The sequence below is a fragment of the Kitasatospora sp. GAS1066B genome (genome assembly GCF_041262605.1).
Lineage (GTDB): Bacteria > Actinomycetota > Actinomycetes > Streptomycetales > Streptomycetaceae > Kitasatospora.
On record NZ_JBGCCO010000031.1, the window covers coordinates 83014 to 100785 of the forward strand.

The 17772-nt window shown below is 72.2% G+C and carries 15 protein-coding genes, 1 tRNA gene and 1 pseudogene; 5 read left to right on the forward strand and 12 right to left on the reverse strand.

The genetic code is table 11. The features are described 5' to 3' along the window. Positions 1–85 precede the first annotated feature (85 nt). Positions 86–1204: pseudogene (locus tag ABH937_RS29700) on the forward strand (CehA/McbA family metallohydrolase); the annotation flags it as partial. Between the two features lie 16 nt (positions 1205–1220). On the opposite strand, the gene ABH937_RS29705 reads toward ABH937_RS29700, so the two are convergent. The 6 genes from ABH937_RS29705 to ABH937_RS29730 form a co-directional block, all read right to left on the reverse strand. Continuing rightward, positions 1221–2234, reverse strand: coding sequence for an MASE1 domain-containing protein (locus tag ABH937_RS29705; RefSeq protein ID WP_370220047.1), 1014 nt, complete (start codon positions 2232–2234; stop codon positions 1221–1223). Positions 2235–2282: 48 nt separating this feature from the next. Next, a complete protein-coding gene (locus ABH937_RS29710; RefSeq protein WP_280693293.1) occupies positions 2283–3116 on the reverse strand; it encodes a PP2C family protein-serine/threonine phosphatase in 834 nt (277 codons plus the stop codon). A 111-nt stretch (positions 3117–3227) separates the two neighbouring features. Continuing rightward, positions 3228–4844 carry an LCP family protein gene (locus tag ABH937_RS29715; protein ID WP_370220048.1) on the reverse strand — a complete coding sequence of 539 codons (1617 nt, stop codon included), beginning with the start codon at positions 4842–4844 and terminating at the stop codon, positions 3228–3230. After that, positions 4837–5301 (reverse strand): DUF6542 domain-containing protein, encoded by a 465-nt coding sequence (locus tag ABH937_RS29720; protein ID WP_370220049.1) that lies wholly within the window; start codon positions 5299–5301, stop codon positions 4837–4839. The genes ABH937_RS29715 and ABH937_RS29720 overlap by 8 nt, the downstream gene beginning before the upstream one ends. Positions 5302–5409: 108 nt before the next feature. Then, positions 5410–6738 carry a nitrate/sulfonate/bicarbonate ABC transporter ATP-binding protein gene (locus tag ABH937_RS29725; protein ID WP_280693290.1) on the reverse strand — a complete coding sequence of 443 codons (1329 nt, stop codon included), beginning with the start codon at positions 6736–6738 and terminating at the stop codon, positions 5410–5412. 11 nt (positions 6739–6749) lie between these two features. Beyond that, positions 6750–8486, reverse strand: coding sequence for an ABC transporter permease subunit (locus ABH937_RS29730; RefSeq protein WP_280693289.1), 1737 nt, complete (start codon positions 8484–8486; stop codon positions 6750–6752). 266 nt (positions 8487–8752) lie between these two features. Between ABH937_RS29730 and ABH937_RS29735 the strand changes: the two genes are divergently transcribed. Both ABH937_RS29735 and ABH937_RS29740 read left to right on the forward strand, forming a co-directional pair. Continuing rightward, positions 8753–9277, forward strand: coding sequence for a DUF4142 domain-containing protein (locus ABH937_RS29735; protein WP_280693288.1), 525 nt, complete (start codon positions 8753–8755; stop codon positions 9275–9277). Positions 9278–9378: 101 nt separating this feature from the next. Then, positions 9379–9783, forward strand: a complete 405-nt coding sequence (locus tag ABH937_RS29740) for a YccF domain-containing protein (RefSeq protein WP_280693287.1) — start codon at positions 9379–9381, stop codon at positions 9781–9783. A 75-nt stretch (positions 9784–9858) separates the two neighbouring features. Here ABH937_RS29740 and ABH937_RS29745 read toward each other — a convergent pair whose 3' ends face one another. Then, the gene (locus tag ABH937_RS29745; RefSeq protein ID WP_370220050.1) at positions 9859–11040 is read right to left on the reverse strand and encodes a citrate/2-methylcitrate synthase; all 1182 of its coding nucleotides are present in this window, start codon (positions 11038–11040) and stop codon (positions 9859–9861) included. Positions 11041–11156: 116 nt separating this feature from the next. Between ABH937_RS29745 and ABH937_RS29750 the strand changes: the two genes are divergently transcribed. Continuing rightward, positions 11157–12401 (forward strand): citrate synthase, encoded by a 1245-nt coding sequence (locus ABH937_RS29750; protein WP_280693285.1) that lies wholly within the window; start codon positions 11157–11159, stop codon positions 12399–12401. Between the two features lie 23 nt (positions 12402–12424). Here the strand turns inward: ABH937_RS29750 and ABH937_RS29755 are convergent, their stop codons facing one another. The 5 genes from ABH937_RS29755 to ABH937_RS29775 all read right to left on the reverse strand — a co-directional run bounded on the left by ABH937_RS29755 (position 12425) and on the right by ABH937_RS29775 (position 17453). Further along, positions 12425–13426, reverse strand: a complete 1002-nt coding sequence (locus tag ABH937_RS29755) for an NADP-dependent oxidoreductase (RefSeq protein WP_280693284.1) — start codon at positions 13424–13426, stop codon at positions 12425–12427. Between the two features lie 137 nt (positions 13427–13563). After that, entirely contained in the window at positions 13564–14685 is a 1122-nt protein-coding gene (locus ABH937_RS29760) for an aminopeptidase P family protein (RefSeq protein ID WP_280693283.1), read from the reverse strand. A 98-nt stretch (positions 14686–14783) separates the two neighbouring features. Next, positions 14784–15353, reverse strand: coding sequence for a G/U mismatch-specific DNA glycosylase (mug, locus tag ABH937_RS29765; RefSeq protein ID WP_280693282.1), 570 nt, complete (start codon positions 15351–15353; stop codon positions 14784–14786). 42 nt (positions 15354–15395) lie between these two features. After that, positions 15396–16652 (reverse strand): phosphatase PAP2 family protein, encoded by a 1257-nt coding sequence (locus tag ABH937_RS29770; RefSeq protein WP_370220051.1) that lies wholly within the window; start codon positions 16650–16652, stop codon positions 15396–15398. Between the two features lie 312 nt (positions 16653–16964). After that, positions 16965–17453 (reverse strand): YajQ family cyclic di-GMP-binding protein, encoded by a 489-nt coding sequence (locus tag ABH937_RS29775; RefSeq protein ID WP_280693280.1) that lies wholly within the window; start codon positions 17451–17453, stop codon positions 16965–16967. 192 nt (positions 17454–17645) lie between these two features. Here ABH937_RS29775 and ABH937_RS29780 point away from each other — a divergent pair. Next, positions 17646–17727, forward strand: a tRNA-Tyr gene (locus ABH937_RS29780). The last annotated feature ends 45 nt before the right edge of the window (positions 17728–17772 follow it).

Sequence of the window (17772 nt, forward strand, 5' to 3'; positions counted from 1 at the left end):
ATGTGGGCGCGGGAACGGTGGTCGTCTTCACGTTCTTTATGGAGCGCAAGGGTTGCCTGCCCGGGGGTCCTGAGGGGTGAACAGTTCCCTCGGCCCGTACCAGGTGGCGCCGCAGGGACTCGACTACTCCGTCCAGGTGCTGCTGACCTACGGCGACCCCGGACCGGCCTTCACCCCGCAGTACCCGGCCGACCGGGCCAAGGGGCGCGGGCGGGCCTGGTACCGCGGGGACTGCCACCTGCACACGGTGTACTCGGACGGGCGCCGGCTGCCCGAGGAGGTGGCGGCGGGGGCCCGCGCGGCCGGGCTGGACTTCATGGTCAGCACCGACCACAACACGCCCGCCTCGCACGGGATCTGGGGCCCGCTGGCCGGCCCCGACCTGCTGATCATCACGGGCGAGGAGGTCACCACCCGCAACGGCCACTGGCTCGCGCTCGGCCTGCGGCCCGGGGAGTGGATCGACTGGCGCTACCGGTCCCGGGACAACGCCTACGCCCGGTTCGTCCGCCAGGTGCACGGCGCCGGCGGCCTGGTGGTGCCCGCGCACCCGTACTGCCCGTACGTGGCCTGCCAGTTCAAGTTCGGCTACCAGGGCGCGGACGCGGTCGAGGTGTGGAACGGGCCGTGGACCTACGACGACGAGTCCGCGGTCGACACCTGGGACTCCCGGCTGGCCGAGGACCTGCGGGCCGGCCGGCCCTGGCTGCCCGCGATGGGCAACAGCGACGCGCACAGCGTGCCGCAGGTCATCGGCTCGCCGCAGAACGTGGTGCTGGCCGACGACCTGACCCGCGATCAGATCCTGGCCGGGGTGAAGGCCGGCCGCAGCTGGCTGGCCGAATCCCAGGCGGTGCGGCTCGACTTCAGCGCCGCCGGGCACGGCCGCCAGGCCGGCATCGGCGAGCGGCTGACCGTGCCGGTGGACGCGCCGGTGGACGTCACGGTCACCGTCGCCGGGGTGCCGCACGGCACCGTGCGGCTGATCACCGACGAGGGCCAGTTGCACCAGGAGTCGCTGCCCGCCGACGGCTCCGGCACCGTGGTCTGGCGCACCACCGCCTCGCTCGCGAGCTACGTGCGGGCCGAGGTGCGCCACCCGCTGGCGGACGGCACCGCCGGGCAGGGCAACGCCATGGGCCCCGCGCTGCCCTGGGGCCCGATGGCGGCGCTGACCAACCCGATCCTGCTGTCGGTCGGCTGACGGGGCAGGCCCGGGCCTACTGGCCGCCGTCCTCGGGCGGCGGCCAGTGCGTCCCGTTCTCGCCCGGCGCCAGCCGGGCCACCACCCGGGTCAGCCCGATGCAGGCCTGCTCGATCCTGCGGTACATCCCCTGTTGCTCGGTGATGATGGCGGAGAGCAGCAGGCCGGTCAGCGCGGCCGAGCCGTTCAGCGCCTGAAGGATCGTCATGGTGGCGAGCACGCCGTGGTGGGCGAACGGGCCGCGGTGGTCGACGGCGGCTCCGATGGTGAGCACCGAGACCACCAGCACGCAGGGTGTGGCGCCGATCAGCTGGAAGCGCAGCGCCGCCCAGATGAGCACCGGGAAGACCAGGAAGAGCAGGCCCAGCGAGCTGTTGGTGGCGACCAGGGTGACCCCCACCGTGCCGGCCAGCAGGGCCAGCGGCTCCACCCAGTCGAACGGCTCCCGCTCCTCGGGCGGCCGGAAGGCGCGCAGCGCCAGCAGCAGCGGGGTGACCACCAGCACGCCCATCGCGTCCCCGGTCCACCAGGCCGACCAGGTCGCCAGGAACTCCTTGCCGGGCACCGACCCGCTCAGCCAGAGCACGCCGCTGCCCACGGTGGCGCTGATCAGCATTCCGGCCAGCGCGCCGAGGAAGACCAGGGCCAGGCCGTCGCGCAGCCGGTCCAGCTCCAGCCGGAAGGCGGCCCGGCGCAGCATCAGGTAGGCGGCGACCGGGGCCAGCGTGTTGCCCGCGACGATCCCGAAGGAGGCCGGGTGCAGCGGGCTGATCGAGACGATCACCAGGAAGGCACCGAGCGCGATGCCCGGCCAGATGCCGACGCCGAGCAGCAGCAGGCAGGTCAGCGCGATGCCGGTGGGCGGCCAGAGCGGGGTGACCTTGGCGTCCGCCACCACGATCTGCTGGAGCAGGCCGAGCCGCCCGGACACGAAGTAGGCCGCCGCGACGGCGAGCATCCGCAGGACCGCGGCGGCCGAACGCCTCAGGTCCCAGGACAGCTGCACACCGTTTCGCACCACAGCAGCCATCAGACAACGCCGGAGTGGCCCGGGCGGCCGTGACACGCTCGGAGGCCGTCAGCGTCCGCCGGTCGGTGGCTCGTCGTGGCGCAGCACCAGGACGGCGGCGTCGTCCTGGTGCCCGGTGAGGTCGGCCACCTTGATCACCTCGGCGGCGAGCTCCGCCGGGTCGGCCCAGACCCCCGCCCGGGTGACCCTGGCCACCTGTTCCAGGCCGGCCTCGAGCGGGAACGCCGGGCCCTCGATCACCCCGTCGGTGACCAGGACGAACGCGCACACCGGCGGCAGCCGGCGGCGGGTCACCGGGTAGCGCTCGTCGGGCAGCACGCCGAGCGGCAGGCCGCCCTCGTCCTCGGTGAGGCCCCAGCGGCCGTCGGGGGTGGCCCAGACCCAGGGCACATGGCCGGCCCGGGCGTGCGAGAGCTCCCGGGTGACCGGGTCGAAGCGCAGGAAGCTGCAGGTCGCGAAGAGCCGGGTGTCCATCGAGAGCAGCAGGTTGTTGGCCCGGCTGAGCACCTCGCCCGGGTCGGCCGCGGTCGCCGCCACCGCGCGCAGGCCCACCCTGACCTGGCCCATGAAGGCCGCGGCCTCCACGTCGTGGCCCTGCACGTCGCCGATCGAGAAGGCCAGCGAACCGTCCGGCAGCCGGAAGCCGTCGTACCAGTCGCCGCCGATGTTCAGGCCGTGCCGGGCGGGCGCGTAGCAGGCGGCGGCGCGCAGTCCGGGCAGCTCGGGCAGTACGGCGGGCAGCAGCTCGTGTTGCAGGGCCTCGGCCAGTTCCACCCGGGCCTGCTGCAGTTCGGCGCGCTCCAGCACCTGCTCGGTGAGCCGGCCGAGCTCGGTCAGCAGCTCATCGGCGCTCGCGTGGCGGGTGGGGCGGCGTCGGGTCATCGACCCTCCGAGGTGCTGCGTCGGGTCCCGGCGGAGGCGGGGCGGACATAGGGCAAACTCATCCTATTTCCGCCCCGCCCGGTCGGCCCAGTTCACCTCGGGCCGGCCGGCTCAGTTCACGCAGGGAATGCCGCCCATCTTGACCGGCGGCCCCTGCATCGGCAGGCTCGCCGCCGGATCCGCGCTCGCACCGCCGCCGGCGCCCGGGCTGCTCGCGGCGGGCGGCGCGGCGGCCGGGCCGCCCGGCGGGGTGTAGCCGGTGCCCAGGATCACCTGGATGTGCCCGGCGGCCACCGCCGAGGAGGGGCTCGCGCTCACCCCGTAGCGGGCGGCCACGGCGTCGGCGCTGTCCTTCTCACCGGCGCCGTAGCTGACCGTGGTCGTCTTCGGGTGGCTGCTCGCCTCGGTGACCCGCCCGGCCTTGAGGCCCATGCCGACCAGCGCCTTGGACTCGTCGGCGGCGGCTCCGGTGACCGTGGAGGCGTTGTACACGTCCACCGTCCCGCTCAGCTGGGCGGCCGGCGCCGCGCTGCTGGGGGCGGCGGCCGAGGCGGGCGCGGGCGAGGAGGTGTCGGCGGGGGCGGGCGCCGGGTCATGGCCGAACAGGGTTTGGATGATCTGCTTGATCTGCACCGGGTTGACCTTGTTGACGTCCTCGCCGCCGACGGTCTCGAAGCCGGCGATCGGCAGGGTGTTGAACTCGACGTTGCCGCCGGTCAGGTTGGGTGCCTGCTGGGCGAAGTCCAGTATGTTCCACTGGTCGTCGATGACCACGTCCTTCTTCACCACGTTGAAGAGGTTCTGCATCTTGCCGAGGTCGCCGAAGACGCCCTCCTGCTTGAGCTTGTACTCGGCGGAGGAGATGAAGGCCTGCTGGCGGTGGGTGCGGTCGAGGTCGCCGCCCGGCAGGTTGTGGCGCTGGCGGACGAAGGCGAGTGCCTGCGAGGCGTTCAGCGTGTTGATCCCGGCCGTGCCGGAGAAGCCGGAGCCCTGACCGGTCTCGGCGGGGTCGCTGGTGGCGTGGTTCAGGCAGACCTGGATCGGGCCGAGGGCCTGCGCGATGTCGTAGAAGCCGAGCAGGTTGACCTCGGCGAAGTGGTCGATCGGGATCCCGAGGAAGTTCTGCACGGTCGCCAGGGTCGCCGCCCGGCCCGCCTCACGGCTCTGCTGCTCCTCCTGCGCCTTGGAGAGCCCCTTGTTCGCCAGCTTGGCGTCGGCGGCGGCCTTGGCGATGCCGTAGGCCTCCTTGATCTTGTGCATCCTGCCGTCCGCGCCCTGGGTCTGGACGTAGTCGTCGCGCGGGATGGAGAGCGCGGTGACCTTGCCGCCGTTGGCGGGTATGTGCAGCACGATCAGGGTGTTGGTGTTGTAGCCGCCGATGCTGCTGGAGCCGGCGTTCAGCTCGTCCTGGACGAACTGCTTGGGCAGGTCGTTGCCGTTCATGTCCTTGCGGCTGTCCAGGCCGATCAGCAGGATGTTGACCGAGTTGTCCAGGTGCGGCGGTGCGGACTTCTTGACGGCGCTCAGCGCGGTCGAGGTGGTCAGGCCGGTGGTCAGCGAGGTGTAGGCGTACCAGGAGAAGCCGCTGCCGCAGAGCACCGCGAGCGAGGTGGCGCAGGCGATCGTGCGGCCGGCCACCACCAGCGGCGAGGTGCGCCGGGGCTTGGCCGGTGCGGCGGCCTGGCGGCGGGCGGCGCGGCCCGGGTCGGCGGGGGAGTGGTCAGCCACGACGGTTCCTCTTCTCCAACATGATCCGGACCACGATGACCACCAGCGCCGCAGCGATCGACTCCGCCATCACCGGGAAGCCGTGCACCAGCCAGCGCACGGATCCGGTGGCCAGCGCCTTGGACCCCTGGTACTTGGCGGAATCGCCGAGCAGTTCGCCGCCGGCCCAGGCGACCAGCACCACCACCGGTGGCGCCGCCAGCACCCACCACCAGCCCGCGCGGGTGGCCAGGGCGGCCGCCCCGGCCGTGCCGAGCACGGCGCAGAGCTGGAAGAGCAGGCCAAGACCCGGGCCCATCGCCTCGTCGCCCAGCGCGCCCACCAGCGGCAGGACGACCAGCAGCAGGGCGACGGCGCCGCTGTGCCGGGCCGCCGGCGCGGGCTTCGAGCGGCGTCTGCCGGCCCGCGGTGACGCCGCTATCTCATCGTCGGGCCGCTCGGCCCACTGCTCTGCCACCTGCTTCGCACTCCCTCGCTACTTGCTTGGTTGCGCAATCTAGCAAGTGTTCCTTGAGGTCGTGCCAGGGGCCACCCGGAAGCCTTACCCGGGCGCGCTACCGGCGGCTCACAGCGCCGCCTCGGCGCCGGGCTCCAGGGTGAACTCGCCGTCGTCGGCGTCGTAGTCGTAGAGCTCGCCGTAGCGGCCCCAGTCGATCGCGATCTCCAGCTGGCGCCTGGCGTCCTCGGAGTCGTAACCGCGGCGCAGCAGGTCGAGGAAGAGGTCCTCGCGCAGCTTATGCTCCTTGGTGGCCGCCAGCGCCTGCACGATGGCGCGCACCAGCGGGGCCCGGCGGGCCGCGTTGCGGGCGAACAGCTGCTTGCTGGTGAGGATGTCGGCGGCGGTGAACTCGCGCCCGGCCTCGGTGAGCGCGATCCGGGCCCGGGCGGTGTCGGCGAAGCCCAGCAGCACGACGGCGTCGACCAGCGGCAGCAGGTCGTCGATCTCGAAGTTCAGCTCGTCCGCGATCTCCGCCAGGCCCTCCTCGCCGCCCATCGACTGCAGGATCTCCAGCAGACCGGCCAGCCCGCCGACGCTGGCCACCGGCAGCGGGGTGGTGATCGGGGTCGCGGGCGGCCGGCTCGCCGCCGCCTCGGTGGCCGCGGCCGCCTCGCGCTCCTCGCGACCGGTCAGGATGCCGTAGACGGTGTCCACCAGGGCCTCGAACTGCGGGGTGCGGCGATCGCGCGGGCGCGGCAGGTCGACGGGCAGCTCGGCCATGATCCGGCCCGGATTGGAGGAGAGCACCAGGATCCGGTCGGCCAGCAGCACCGCTTCCTCGATGTTGTGGGTGACGATCAGGATCGACTTCACCGGCGCCTCGTGCCCGTCCCACAGGCCGACCAGCTCGTTGCGCAGGTTCTCGGCGGTCAGCACGTCCAGCGCGGAGAACGGCTCGTCCATGAAGAGCGAGTCCGGCTCGACCACCAGCGCCCGGGCGAAACCGACCCGCTGGCGCATGCCGCCGGAGAGCTCCTTGGGGTAGGCGCCCTCGAAGCCGTCCAGGCCGATCAGGTCGATCGCCTTCAGCGCCCGCTCCCGCCGCTCGGCCTCGCCCACGCCGCGGGCCTGCAGGCTCAGCTCCACGTTCTGCTGCACCGTCAGCCAAGGGAGCAGCGCGAAGGACTGGAAGACCATTGCCACCCCGGGGTTGGCGGCGAGCAGCGGGGTGTCGCGGTAGGAGACGGTGCCCGAGGACGGGGCGATCAGCCCGGCCAGGCAGCGCAGCAGGGTCGACTTGCCGGAGCCGGACTTGCCCAGCAGCGCGACGATCTCGCCCTCGACCAGCCGCAGGCTGATGTCGTCCAGCACCGGCAGCGCGCGGCCGTCGGGGGTGCTGAAGGTCTTGGTGACGCCGTCGGCCTCGACGATGGTGGCCCGGGCAGGGGTGCTCATCAGGTTCTCCGTCACAGTGCGTAGCGGGTCTCGGCGAGGCGGTACAGGCGCCGCCACAGCAGGCGGTTCAGCGCGACCACGTAGAGGCTCATCACGCTCACCCCGACCAGGATCTTCGGGAACTCGCCGGTCCCGGTGGCGTCCGCGATGTAGGCGCCGAGGCCGAACGCGGTCAGGTGGTGCGAGCCGTAGCTGACCACCTCCGCGACGATCGAGGCGTTCCAGGCGCCGCCGGCCGCCGTGATCCCGCCGGTCACGTAGTACGGGAAGATCGCCGGCAGGATGAACGCCCGCCAGCGCAGCCAGCCGCCCACCTGGAAGCCGGTCATCGCCTCGCGCAGGTCGGACGGGACGGCCGAGGCCCCCGCGATCACATTGAACAGGATGTACCACTGGGCGCCCAGGGCCATCAGCAGCACCGCACCGATGTTCAGCGAGATGCCGATCGCGATGAAGGCGGCGGTGGCGAACGGGAAGACGAAGTTCGCCGGGAAGCTGGCCAGCACCTGCACCACCGGCTGGGCCAAGCGCAGGACCTTCGGGTTCATCCCGATCCACACCCCGATCGGCACCCAGACCACGGTCGCCAGGATCAGCAGCAGCACCACCCGCCCGAAGGTGGCGGCCCCGAGGTAGAACGCGTGCACGAACTCGCCGAGCCCCACCGTGGTGCGCACGTAGTCGAAGGCCTCCCAGGCGCCGAACAGCGAGACCGCGCTCACCGCGCCGGCGAAGAACACGTCCCCGGTGCGCTCCCGGACCGCCGGCGTCGCCAGCGGGTGCTCGGCCAGCCCGAAGATCCGCATCCCGTGGTCCAGCGCAGCCCCGACCGGGCGCAGCGGCCGCCCCAGCCGGGCCGGCACGCTGGAGCGGCGCAGCAGGTCGAGCACCACGCTGCGCGGCCGGTCGGCGGCCTCCGACTCCTCCACCCGGAACCGCTCCGACCAGGCCGTCAGCGGCCGCCAGAAGATCACGTTGACGCCGATCACCATGACCACCATGACGGCGATCGCGATGCCCACCTGCCCGAGGTTGCCGGCGGCGATCGCCGCGGCCGCGTAGGACCCCATGCCGGGCAGCGCGTAGTGGTGGTTGAGCACGCTGATCGACTCGGAGGCGGCCAGGAAGAACCAGGCGCCGCCGAAGCTCATCATCCCGTTCCAGACCAGCGGGATCATCCCGCTGGGCACGTCCAGGCGCCAGAACCGCTGCCACTTGGTCAGCCGCATCACCCGCGCCGCCTCGTCCAGCTCGCGCGGCTGGCTGGTCAGCGAGGCGTAGAAGGCGAAGGTCATGTTCCAGGCCATCGCGGTGAAGATGGCGAAGATCGAGGCGCACTCCAGGCCCAGCGTGGAGCCGGGGAAGAGCGCGATGAACGCCGTCACGGTGACCGAGAGGAAGCCGAGCACCGGCACCGACTGCAGGATGTCGAGCACCGGCAGCAGCACCTTCTCCAGCCGCCGCATCCGGGCCGCCGCGGTCGCGTAGACGAAGGTGAAGAGCACCGAGGCGATCAGCGCCACGAACATCCGCAGCAGCGAACGGACTGCGTAGTACGGCAGGTTGACCGGATCGGTGGAGACCGTCTCCGGCGCCTGGTTCGGCAGGAACGGCGCGTTCAGTTCCGGTGCCAGCAGCAGCAGCCCGTACAACAGCGCCAGGATCGCCGCCGCGACCAGCACGTCCGCCCAGCGCAGCGCCGGCCGGCGCCAGACTCCCCGGGACGGGAACCCGCCGTTACCCGCCACCCGCACCACCGCCCGCCGCGCGCCACTCCTCGGTCACCGGGCCACTCAACCACCGGCGCCCCACCGTGACACCACGCCGGGATGGCCGTGTTCCGAACACTCACCGACACGGCCCAACGGGCCCGGCCGGTCCGCGATGCCGCCGCATCCGTCACCCGTTCGGGTTGGCCGGCCACGGATGGTAACGGAATGCGTGTGTGATCACGGCAGACTCTGATCTTGTGAGGGCCATCGGGTGCCCTTGACCAAGGAATTGGAGCAGAAGCGTGCGAATTCGACTCTGGGTAGCTGCCCTCGCTGTGACCGGGGCCGGCGTCGGCGTCGGGCTGTCGGCAGGACAGGCACCCGCGGCTGAGCCCCCGACTGACGCGGTCTTCCTGAAGACCTTCCACCAGGGCAGCCTGACCGCCATCGCGATGGGCGACGAGGCGTCGAAGCGTGCGGTCTCGCGGTGCGTGAAGGACACCGCGGCGGTGCTCGTGCGGGACAACACCCGGCTGGACAAGCAGACCACCGACCTGGCCCGCCGGCTGGATGTGACCCTGCCGACGTCCCCGACCGTCAAGCAGCAGAACACGCTGAAGGACCTGGCGAAGAGCGCGGGCACGAAGAGCTATGACGCGGGCTGGCTCAAGGACGAGAAGGCGGGCAACACGCAGGCGCTGAAGCTGCTCGACAACGAGATCGCTAACGGCAGGAACAGTGACGCCCGGGAGCTCGCCAAGGCCGCCCGTCCGCTCCTCGCGGACCACCTCGCCAAGGTCAACGACTGCCTGGCCAACGCCCGCTGACAGCAGCGGAACGGCACCGGTGGGAGTCCCGGGGCGTTGCCCCGGGACTCCCACCGCGCGTTGCGGGGGCCATCGAACGGGGGGCGTGCAAGGCTGAAAGCATGAAGGTCGTCAACCTGATCCTCAATGTCCTCTGGCTGATCTTCTGCGGCCTCTGGATGGCTATCGCCTATGCGATCGCGGGCGTCATCTGCTGCGTGCTGATCATCACCATTCCCTTCGGCATCGCGGCCTTCCGCCTTGCCTCCTACATGCTGTGGCCGTTCGGCCGGACCACTGTGCAGCGCCCGGACGCGGGGGCGCCGTCCTGCGTCGGCAACGTGATCTGGCTCGTCTTCGCGGGCTGGTGGCTGGCGCTGGCCCACCTGGCCACCAGCATCCCGCTCTTCCTCTCGATCATCGGGATCCCGTTCGGCTGGGCGAACCTGAAGATGATCCCGGTCTCGCTGATGCCGCTCGGCCGCGAGATCGTCTCCACCGACGAGGGGTTCGGGCACCGCTACTGACGTTCGCCCTGCCGGCTGGGTCGGGTGGCCGTTCGGCCGCCCGACGGTGGAGCGCCCGCAGGCGGGGGCGGCGGCTCAGGCGCTCGGCACCGGCTGCGGGACCGGGGGGCCGACGTAACGGGCGGCGGGGCGGATGATCCTGCTGTCGGCGGCCTGCTCCAGGATGTTGGCGCTCCAGCCGATGGCGCGGGCGGCGGCGAAGGTGGGGGTGAACATCTCGCGCGGCAGGCCGCAGAGGTGCATCACCACGCCCGCGTAGAACTCGACGTTGGTGTGCAGCTCCCGGCCCGGCTTGAGTTCGGCGAGGATCGCCAGCACCTGGCGCTCCACCTCGACGGCGAAGTCCACCAGCTCGCCGCCGAAGCCCTCCGCGACGCCGCGCAGCATCCGCGAGCGCGGGTCGTCGGTGCGGTAGACGGGGTGGCCGAAGCCCATGATCCGGTCGCCGGCCAGCACCCGGGCGCGGATCCAGGGGTCGATCCGGTCGAGGGTGCCGATCTCGTCCAGGGTGTCCAGGGCCCGGCTGGGGGCGCCGCCGTGCAGTGGGCCGGAGAGCGCGCCGAGGCCGCCGACCAGGCAGGCGACCAGGTCGGCGCCGGTGGAGGCGATCACCCGGGCGGTGAAGGTGGAGGCGTTGAAGCCGTGGTCGACGGTGGCGATCAGGTAGCGCTCGATCGCCCGGGCCTCGGCCGCCGCCGGCTCCCGGCCGGTCAGCATGTAGAGGTGGTTGGCGGCGTACGGCAGGTCCTCGCGCGGCTCGACGGGCTGCTCGCCGTGCTGCAGGCGGTGCAGCGCGGTGAGGATGGTGGGCACCAGCGCGGTGGCGAAGAGCGCGTCCTCGATCCGCTGCTCGGGTGCGGTGTCGTAGAGCGGGCGGATGCCGCGGTCGGCGGCCGCGATGGAGAGCGCGGGGCCGAGCGCGGCCAGCGGTCCGGCCTCCTTGGTGGCGGCAGCGAGCGCGGGCAGCAGCGGGCGCAGCGCCTCGGGCAGCCGGCGCAGCGGGGCGGTGCGGGCGTGGAAGGCGGCACGGGCGGCGGCATCCGGCAGCTCGCCGAGCAGCATCAGGTGCCAGACGTCCTCCAGGCTGCGCCGCTCGGCCAGCTCGATCGCCGAGTACTGCCGGTAGTGGTAGAAGCCCTCGAGTCCGCGCACGTCACTCAGCGCGGTCTCGGTGACGACGACGCCCTTGAGGCCGCGGGGCACCTCGATGCCCGGCGACTGCGCGGGGGCCTGGGGTGGGGTTATCGCGGTCGACATGACTACCTCCTCGGAACGGCTGACAGTCAGAACTCTGCGAGCATTGATCGATGTTGTCAATGTTGACTGAAATCAATGTGAGATACTGCCCACGGGGCGACTGAGGAGGTCATGGGATGAGCGATGGCAGGTTGACGACGCAGCAGGTCGCCGAGATCCTCGGGGTCAAGGTGGAGACCGTCTACGCGTACGCCAGTCGGGGCCTGCTGAGCAGCGAGCGGGTGCCCGGCGGCAAGGGCAGCACCTTCGACGCCCGCGAGGTGGACGCGCTGGCCGTCGGTCAGCGCCGCCGCCCGCCCCGTGGCGCGTCCCCAACTGCGGCCGACGGCCTGCCGTCGGTAGCGCCGGTCACCGTCCGCACCGCGCTCACCCTGATCGAGGACGGCCGGCTCTACTACCGCGGCCGCGACGCCGTCCAACTCGCTGAGCGGTACGGCTTCGAGTCGGCGGTCGGCTGGCTCTGGGGCGTCGGCGCCGAGCCGGGCGTGGAACTGCGCGCGCCCGCCGAGCTGGTCGCCGCGCTGCGCCGCAGTGCGGGGACGCTGCCCGCCGCGACCCGGCTGCCCGACCGGTTGCGGGTCTCGGCGGCGGTGGCCGCCTCGCTGGACCCGCTCCGCTTCGACCTGCGCGAGGCGAACGTGCGGGCCACCGGCGCGGCGCTGATCGCCGCCCTGGTGGAGGCGCTGCCGGGCCCGCCGACCGCGCCGGACGCCTCGCTCGCCGCCCGGCTGTGGACCCGGCTGGCGCCCGCCGCGCCGACCCCCGCGGCGGTGGCCTGCCTGGACCGCGCGCTGGTGCTGCTCGCCGACCACGAGCTGGCGGTCTCCACCGTCGCCGCCCGGGTCGCCGCCTCCGCGCGGGCCCACCCGTACGCGGTGGTCTCGGCCGGCCTCGGCGCGTCCGACGGTCCGCTGCACGGCGCCGCCAGCGCGCTCGCGTACCGGATGCTCGCCGAGGTGCTGGCGGCCGGGGACGCCGTGCCGGTGGTCTCCGAGTACCTGCGCACCGGCCGGTCGATCCCGGGTCTTGGCCACCGGCTCTACCCACAGGGCGACCCGCGGAGCGTGGCCCTGCTCGATGCCATGCGGCAACTGCCAGGATACGAGCCGGTGTTGGCGGCCGTTGACGCGGTGGTTCGGGCGGCCGGCGGCCAGCACGCGCCGGCCGCCGAGGCGGCCAACGTGGACCTGGCGCTGGCCGCGTTCGCGCACCTGGGCGAGATGGCCGCCGAGGCCGGCGAGGTGGTCTTCTCGGTTGCCAGGACGGCGGGTTGGCTCGCCCACGCGATGGAGGAGTACCGCGAGGCGCCGCTGCGGATGCGGGCCCGCGCCGACTACGTCGGCCCGCGACCGGAGAACTGACGATGCGTCAAGTTGACTTCGGGTCAACCGAGGTCGGCGACCTGGACCAGCATCTTGCCGATGTTCGCGCCGTCCAGCATGCCGAGGAACGCCCCCACCACGTTCTCGAAGCCGGCCACCACCGTCTCGTCCGCGCGCACCCGTCCGGCCCGCAGGTGCGGCACCAGGAAGTCGGTCAACTCCTGCTGGGCGTCCAGGTGTTGGCGGACCAGGAAGCCCTCCATCCGGAGCGCCTTGTGTACCACGTTGTAGAGGTTGCGCGGGGCGGGGGGCGGCTCGGTGCTGTACTGGGCGATCGCGCCGCACCAGGCGATCCGGCCGTGGTCGCGCAGCACCTCCAGGGCGCCTTCGAGGTGGTCGCCGCCGACGTTGTCGAGGAAGGTGTCGATCCCCTCCGGTGCGGCCGCGCCCAGCAGTTCGGCCACCGGCCCGTCGTGGTAGTCGAAGGCGGCGTCGAAGCCGGCCCGTTCGGTGAGGTGGGCGACCTTGGCCGCCGAGCCGGCGCTGCCGATGATCCGCCCGGCGCCGAGCAGCCGGGCGAACTGCCCGGCCGCGCTGCCGACTCCGCCGGCCGCGGCCGAGATGAAGATCGACTCGCCGGGCTGCAGCCGCAGCACCCGGGTCAGGCCGACGTACGCGCTCAGGCCGGTGCCACCGAGCAGGCTCAGGTGGGTGCTCAGCGGCACGCCGTCGATGGCCGGCAGCAGTCGGGCCTCGGACGGGGTGAGCACCGCGTGGGTGCGCCAGGCGTGCCGGTGGAAGACCAGGTCGCCGACCGCGAGTTCGGGCGTCCTGGACTCGATCACCCGCCCGATCGCACGGCCCTCCAGCGGGGCGTTCAGCTCCCAGTGCCCTTCGTCCATCGCCTCGCGCATATAGGGGTCGACCGAGAGGTAGACGTTCTCGACCAGCGCGGTGCCGGCGGCCGGCGGCGGGAACTCGCCCTCGACGAAGGCGAAGTTCTCCGCGACGGCGCGCCCGGTGGGGCGGGAGACCTGGTGGACGGCCTGGTACTGACGGGACATCGACTGCTCCTGGCGTGATCGGTGGGTGTGCTGATCACGCTAGGAGTCGGGGGCGGCCGGAAGCAGGGGCCGCGGTCGATGGAACGGGGGCAGCCATGAATGCCGCTCATGGATCCCACTCGCCCACTCATGCCGCCTCAGGCCACCGTGGCCAGCTCCCGCGAGGTGCTGTTGAACCGCTCGCCGCCCGTCGCGGTCACCGTGACGATGTCCTCGATCCGCACCCCGAACCGCCCCGGCAGGTAGATGCCCGGCTCGATCGAGAAGCACATCCCGGGCACCAGCGGGAGCTCCTCGCCCTCGATCATGTACGGCGGCTCGTGGGTGGTGGTGCCGATCCCGTGCCCTGTGCGGTGGATGAAGTACTCGCCGTACCCCGCCTCGGTGATCACCCGGCGGGCCACCCGGTCGATCTCCTGGCAGGCAACCCCGGGCCGGACCGCCTCGAAGGCCGCCTGCTGCGCCAGCCGCACCACCTCGTGCACCTCGCGCACCTCGGCCGGCGCCGACTGCCCGACGTGCACGGTGCGGGTGGTGTCCGAGCCGTAGCCGTCCTTCAGGCCGCCGAAGTCCAGCACCACCGTGTCGCCGACCTCGATCGTCCGCTCGCCCGCCTCGTGGTGCGGGTTGGCGCCGTTCGGGCCGGAGCCGACCACGGTGAAGTCCACCTGCTCGTGCCCGTGCGCCCGCAGCAGCGCGGCCAGATCAGCGGCCACCTCGCGCTCGCGGCGCCCGGCGAAGGCGACCTGGAGGATCTCCTGGTACGTGGCGTCGGCGGCGGCCCCGGCGGCGGCCAGCCGGGCCAGCTCCTCGGCGTCCTTGACCCCGCGCAGCATCGGCAGCACGGCGGTCAGCGACCCGAAGGCGGCGCCGGGCAGCGCCTGCTGGAGGCCCAGCAGGTGCATCGCCCAGGCGGAGTCGGAGATCCCGTACCGTCCGTCGGCCGGGCCCAGCAGCGGCGCGGTGACGGCGTACGGGTCCACGCCGTCCACCCAGTCCACCAGGCGCAGCGCGCTCGCTCCCGGGGCCGCCGCCGCGTCCGGGCGCTCCAGGCGGGGGACCACCAGGGCCGGCTCCCGCTCCGGGGCCAGCACCAGCGCGGTGAGCCGCTCGGTGGCGGCCGTCGGGCGGTAGCCGCACAGGTGCACCAGGTCCGGGCCCGGCGCGATCACCAGCCCGGCCAGGCCCGCGGCGGAAGCCGCCTCGACGGCCTGGGCCATCCGGGTCGCGTACTGCTCACTGGTGAACGGACGGGGCATGGGTGAGCCACCTGCTTCCGGGAGTCGCCGCGCGTTGGTGGGGCGAGCCTAGTGCGGTGGGGGCCCGGGCGGCGTGCTGTCAGCCCAGAACCTCGCTGTCAGCCCAGAGCCTCGCGCAAGGTGCGGAACTCCGCCGCCAGCGCGTCCAGCGAGTAGTGCGCGTTCAGGCCGCTCGGATTGGGCAGCACCCAGACCTCCGTTGCGCCCACCCCCTCGGGCTGCCGCCCGACCGCAGCGCGCGGGTGGCCGAAAGCCGTGCGGTACGCGCCGATCCCGAGCACCGCCAGCACCCTGGGGCGCAGCCGGTCCACCCGCTCGACCAGGGCCGCGCCGCCCTCCTTCAGCTCGGCGCGGGTCAGCTCATCGGCCTTCGCGCTGGCCCGGGCCACCACATTGGTGATGCCCAGGCCCAGCGCGAGCAGCTCGCCCTGCTCGTCCGGGCGCAGCAGCCGGGGCGTGAAGCCGGAGCGGTGCAGGGCCGGCCAGAACCGGTTGCCCGGGCGGGCGAAGTGGTGGCCGGTGGCGCCGGACCAGAGCCCGGGATTGATCCCGCAGAACAGCACCCGCAGCCCGGGGCCTGACACATCGGGGATGGTCACGTCCTGGGCCGCGGCGAGCTGCGCGGCGTTCGGGCGGAACGGGGCGGGGGTGGCGGGGGAGTTCGGCACGGGGCCAGTCTGCCGTCCTGCCGTTCCCCGTAGGTACCCGCGTTACGCGGTCATCGCGGTGGCGCCGACGGGCTCGAGTGCCGGGTCCCGCTGCGACTCCTGTGCCAGGGCCAGTTCCCGGTCGGCCAGCCGGGTCGCCCGCTTCGCCGCCCGCCGGTCCAGCAGCCGCCCGAGGCCGTAGTACACGGCGGCGGTGTAGAGCCAGCCCATCAGCACGTCGATCACGAAGTGCTCGGCGCCGTAGACCAGGGTGAAGGCCATCAGCAGCGGATAGGCGGCCAGCAGCACCCGCATCTTGCGTCCGGCGGTCGGCCAGAAGAAGAGCGCCAGCAGCATCGGGTAGGAGGCGTGCAGCGAGGGCATCGCCGCCACGTCGTTGTCGAACTGGCTGCCGTTCTCGAAGATCGATCCGGCCTCCGGCAGGTGGCTCTGGGCCAGCACGTCCGAGACCACCCGGGTCAGGCCCGGCAGGTGCCCGTTCTGCGCGGCCAGCCACGGCGGGTCGGCCGGGTAGAGCATGTAGGTCGCGAAGCCCGCGAAGGTGAGCGCCAGGTAGAACACCAGCAGCCGGGTGAAGCGGTCGTGCCGCCGCTGCCAGAGCGCGGCCAGCACGATGAAGATCGCGAAGAAGTGCGACATGTAGACGACGGTGAACAGGTAGTCGTACCAGTGCGGGTGCCCCGGCGTGTACAGCCAGTGCTGCAGCCGCACGCTCCAGACCTGCCCGAACCCGAGCACCTTGTCGATCTCCAGCTGCGGCCGCCAGTGCACGGCCCAGGGCGTGTGCGCGCCGTAGCCGCGCAGCAGCGAGTAGGCGTAGACGGCGCCCATCACCGGGAGCCAGTCGCGCAGCACCCGCAGCCAGCCGAACCGGTGGCCGCTCTGCACGGCAGCGGCGATCAGCGCGCCGATCAGCCAGCAGAAGACCACGTCGTTCTGGTAGGGCAGCCCGTTGTCCGCGATGTACCGCCAGAGCAGCAGGAAGTACACCGGCCAGGCCAGCAGCCGCACGTACCGGGCTCTGCGCCGCACCCCCGCGAGGCCGTCCCAGGTCGCGGCGAGCCGATCACGCCAGCCGCTGGGGGGTCCCTGCCTCTTCCCGCTGAGCCCGGAGGCGCCGCGCGGCCCCGTGCTCTCGTCGGCGCCCGCGCCCGCATCCGCGCCCGTTCCCGAACCCGTGTTCTCGCTCGGGCGTAGGGTCGGGCTCGCATTCGAGGTCTGGGCGGTCGACGGGGTGCGGACCGGCGCCGAACGGCTCGTGTCGGCGGCGGGACGGACGAGGTGGAGCGGGCTGGTCACCGGTGGCGTCCCCTTCGAGAGTTCTGGTGGGGCAAGCCGGGTCAACGTAATGCTCAACTTTTAAGAATTGCTGAGCCCGGGCGCGGGCCTGTGGCCCGCGCGCCCCCGATCCTGCCCCGGCGCATGGCATCGCGCATACCCCCCCCGGTGCCGCCAAGCTTGGACTGGACCGGTTATCACCTCTTTGCGGAGGTGCACCTACGTCCAGCGGACATACATCAAATTCTCAGGAAACTTCTCCACTCGCGACCGGAACGCCCGAGGGGCCCCGCTTGCGCGGAGCCCCTCGGGTGTCACCCTCGACCGGTTGGGTCAGCGGTAGTTGACGTACTGGATCGCGAAGTCCAGGTCCTTGCCCTTGAGCAGCGCCTGAACGGCCTGCAGGTCGTCCCGGCTCTTCGAGGAGACCCGCAGCTCCTCGCCCTGGACCTGCGCCTTCACACCCTTCGGACCCTCGTCGCGGATGATCTTGGAGATCTTCTTGGCGTTCTCCTGGGAGATGCCCTCCTTGATCGTCGCGAAGATCTTGTACTCCTTGCCGGACAGCTGCGGCTCGTCCGCTTCCAGCGCCTTCAGCGAGATCTTGCGCGCGATCAGCTTGCTCTGCAGCACGTCGAGGATGGCCTTCACCCGCTCCTCGCCGTCAGCCTTCATCTCGATCCGCTCGCCGGACCAGCCGATGGTCGCGCCGACGTTCTTGAAGTCGTAGCGGGTGGCGATCTCACGCGAGGTCTGGTTGATCGCGTTGTCGACCTCCTGCTTCTCGACCTGCGAGACGATGTCGAAACTGGAGTCGGCCATCTGTGGTGGTCTCCTTGCGATGTCGGCAGCACAGCCCCACCCAAGCGGGGCACTCACGCCCCCAGCCTATCCAGCGCCACCCCGCCCGACCCCCTTGATCATCACGTGACCAATCAAGTGGCGGAGCACCCCCTGCCATCAGGTAAGGTTTATCCAGTCGAACGGGGCGCAGCCCCGCGAGACGAACATCCTGGCTGGTTGCCCGAGCGGCCAAAGGGAGCAGACTGTAAATCTGCCGGCTATGCCTACGTAGGTTCGAACCCTACACCAGCCACAGGATAAAAGAAGGCCCCTGACCTGCGAAAACGTAGGTCAGGGG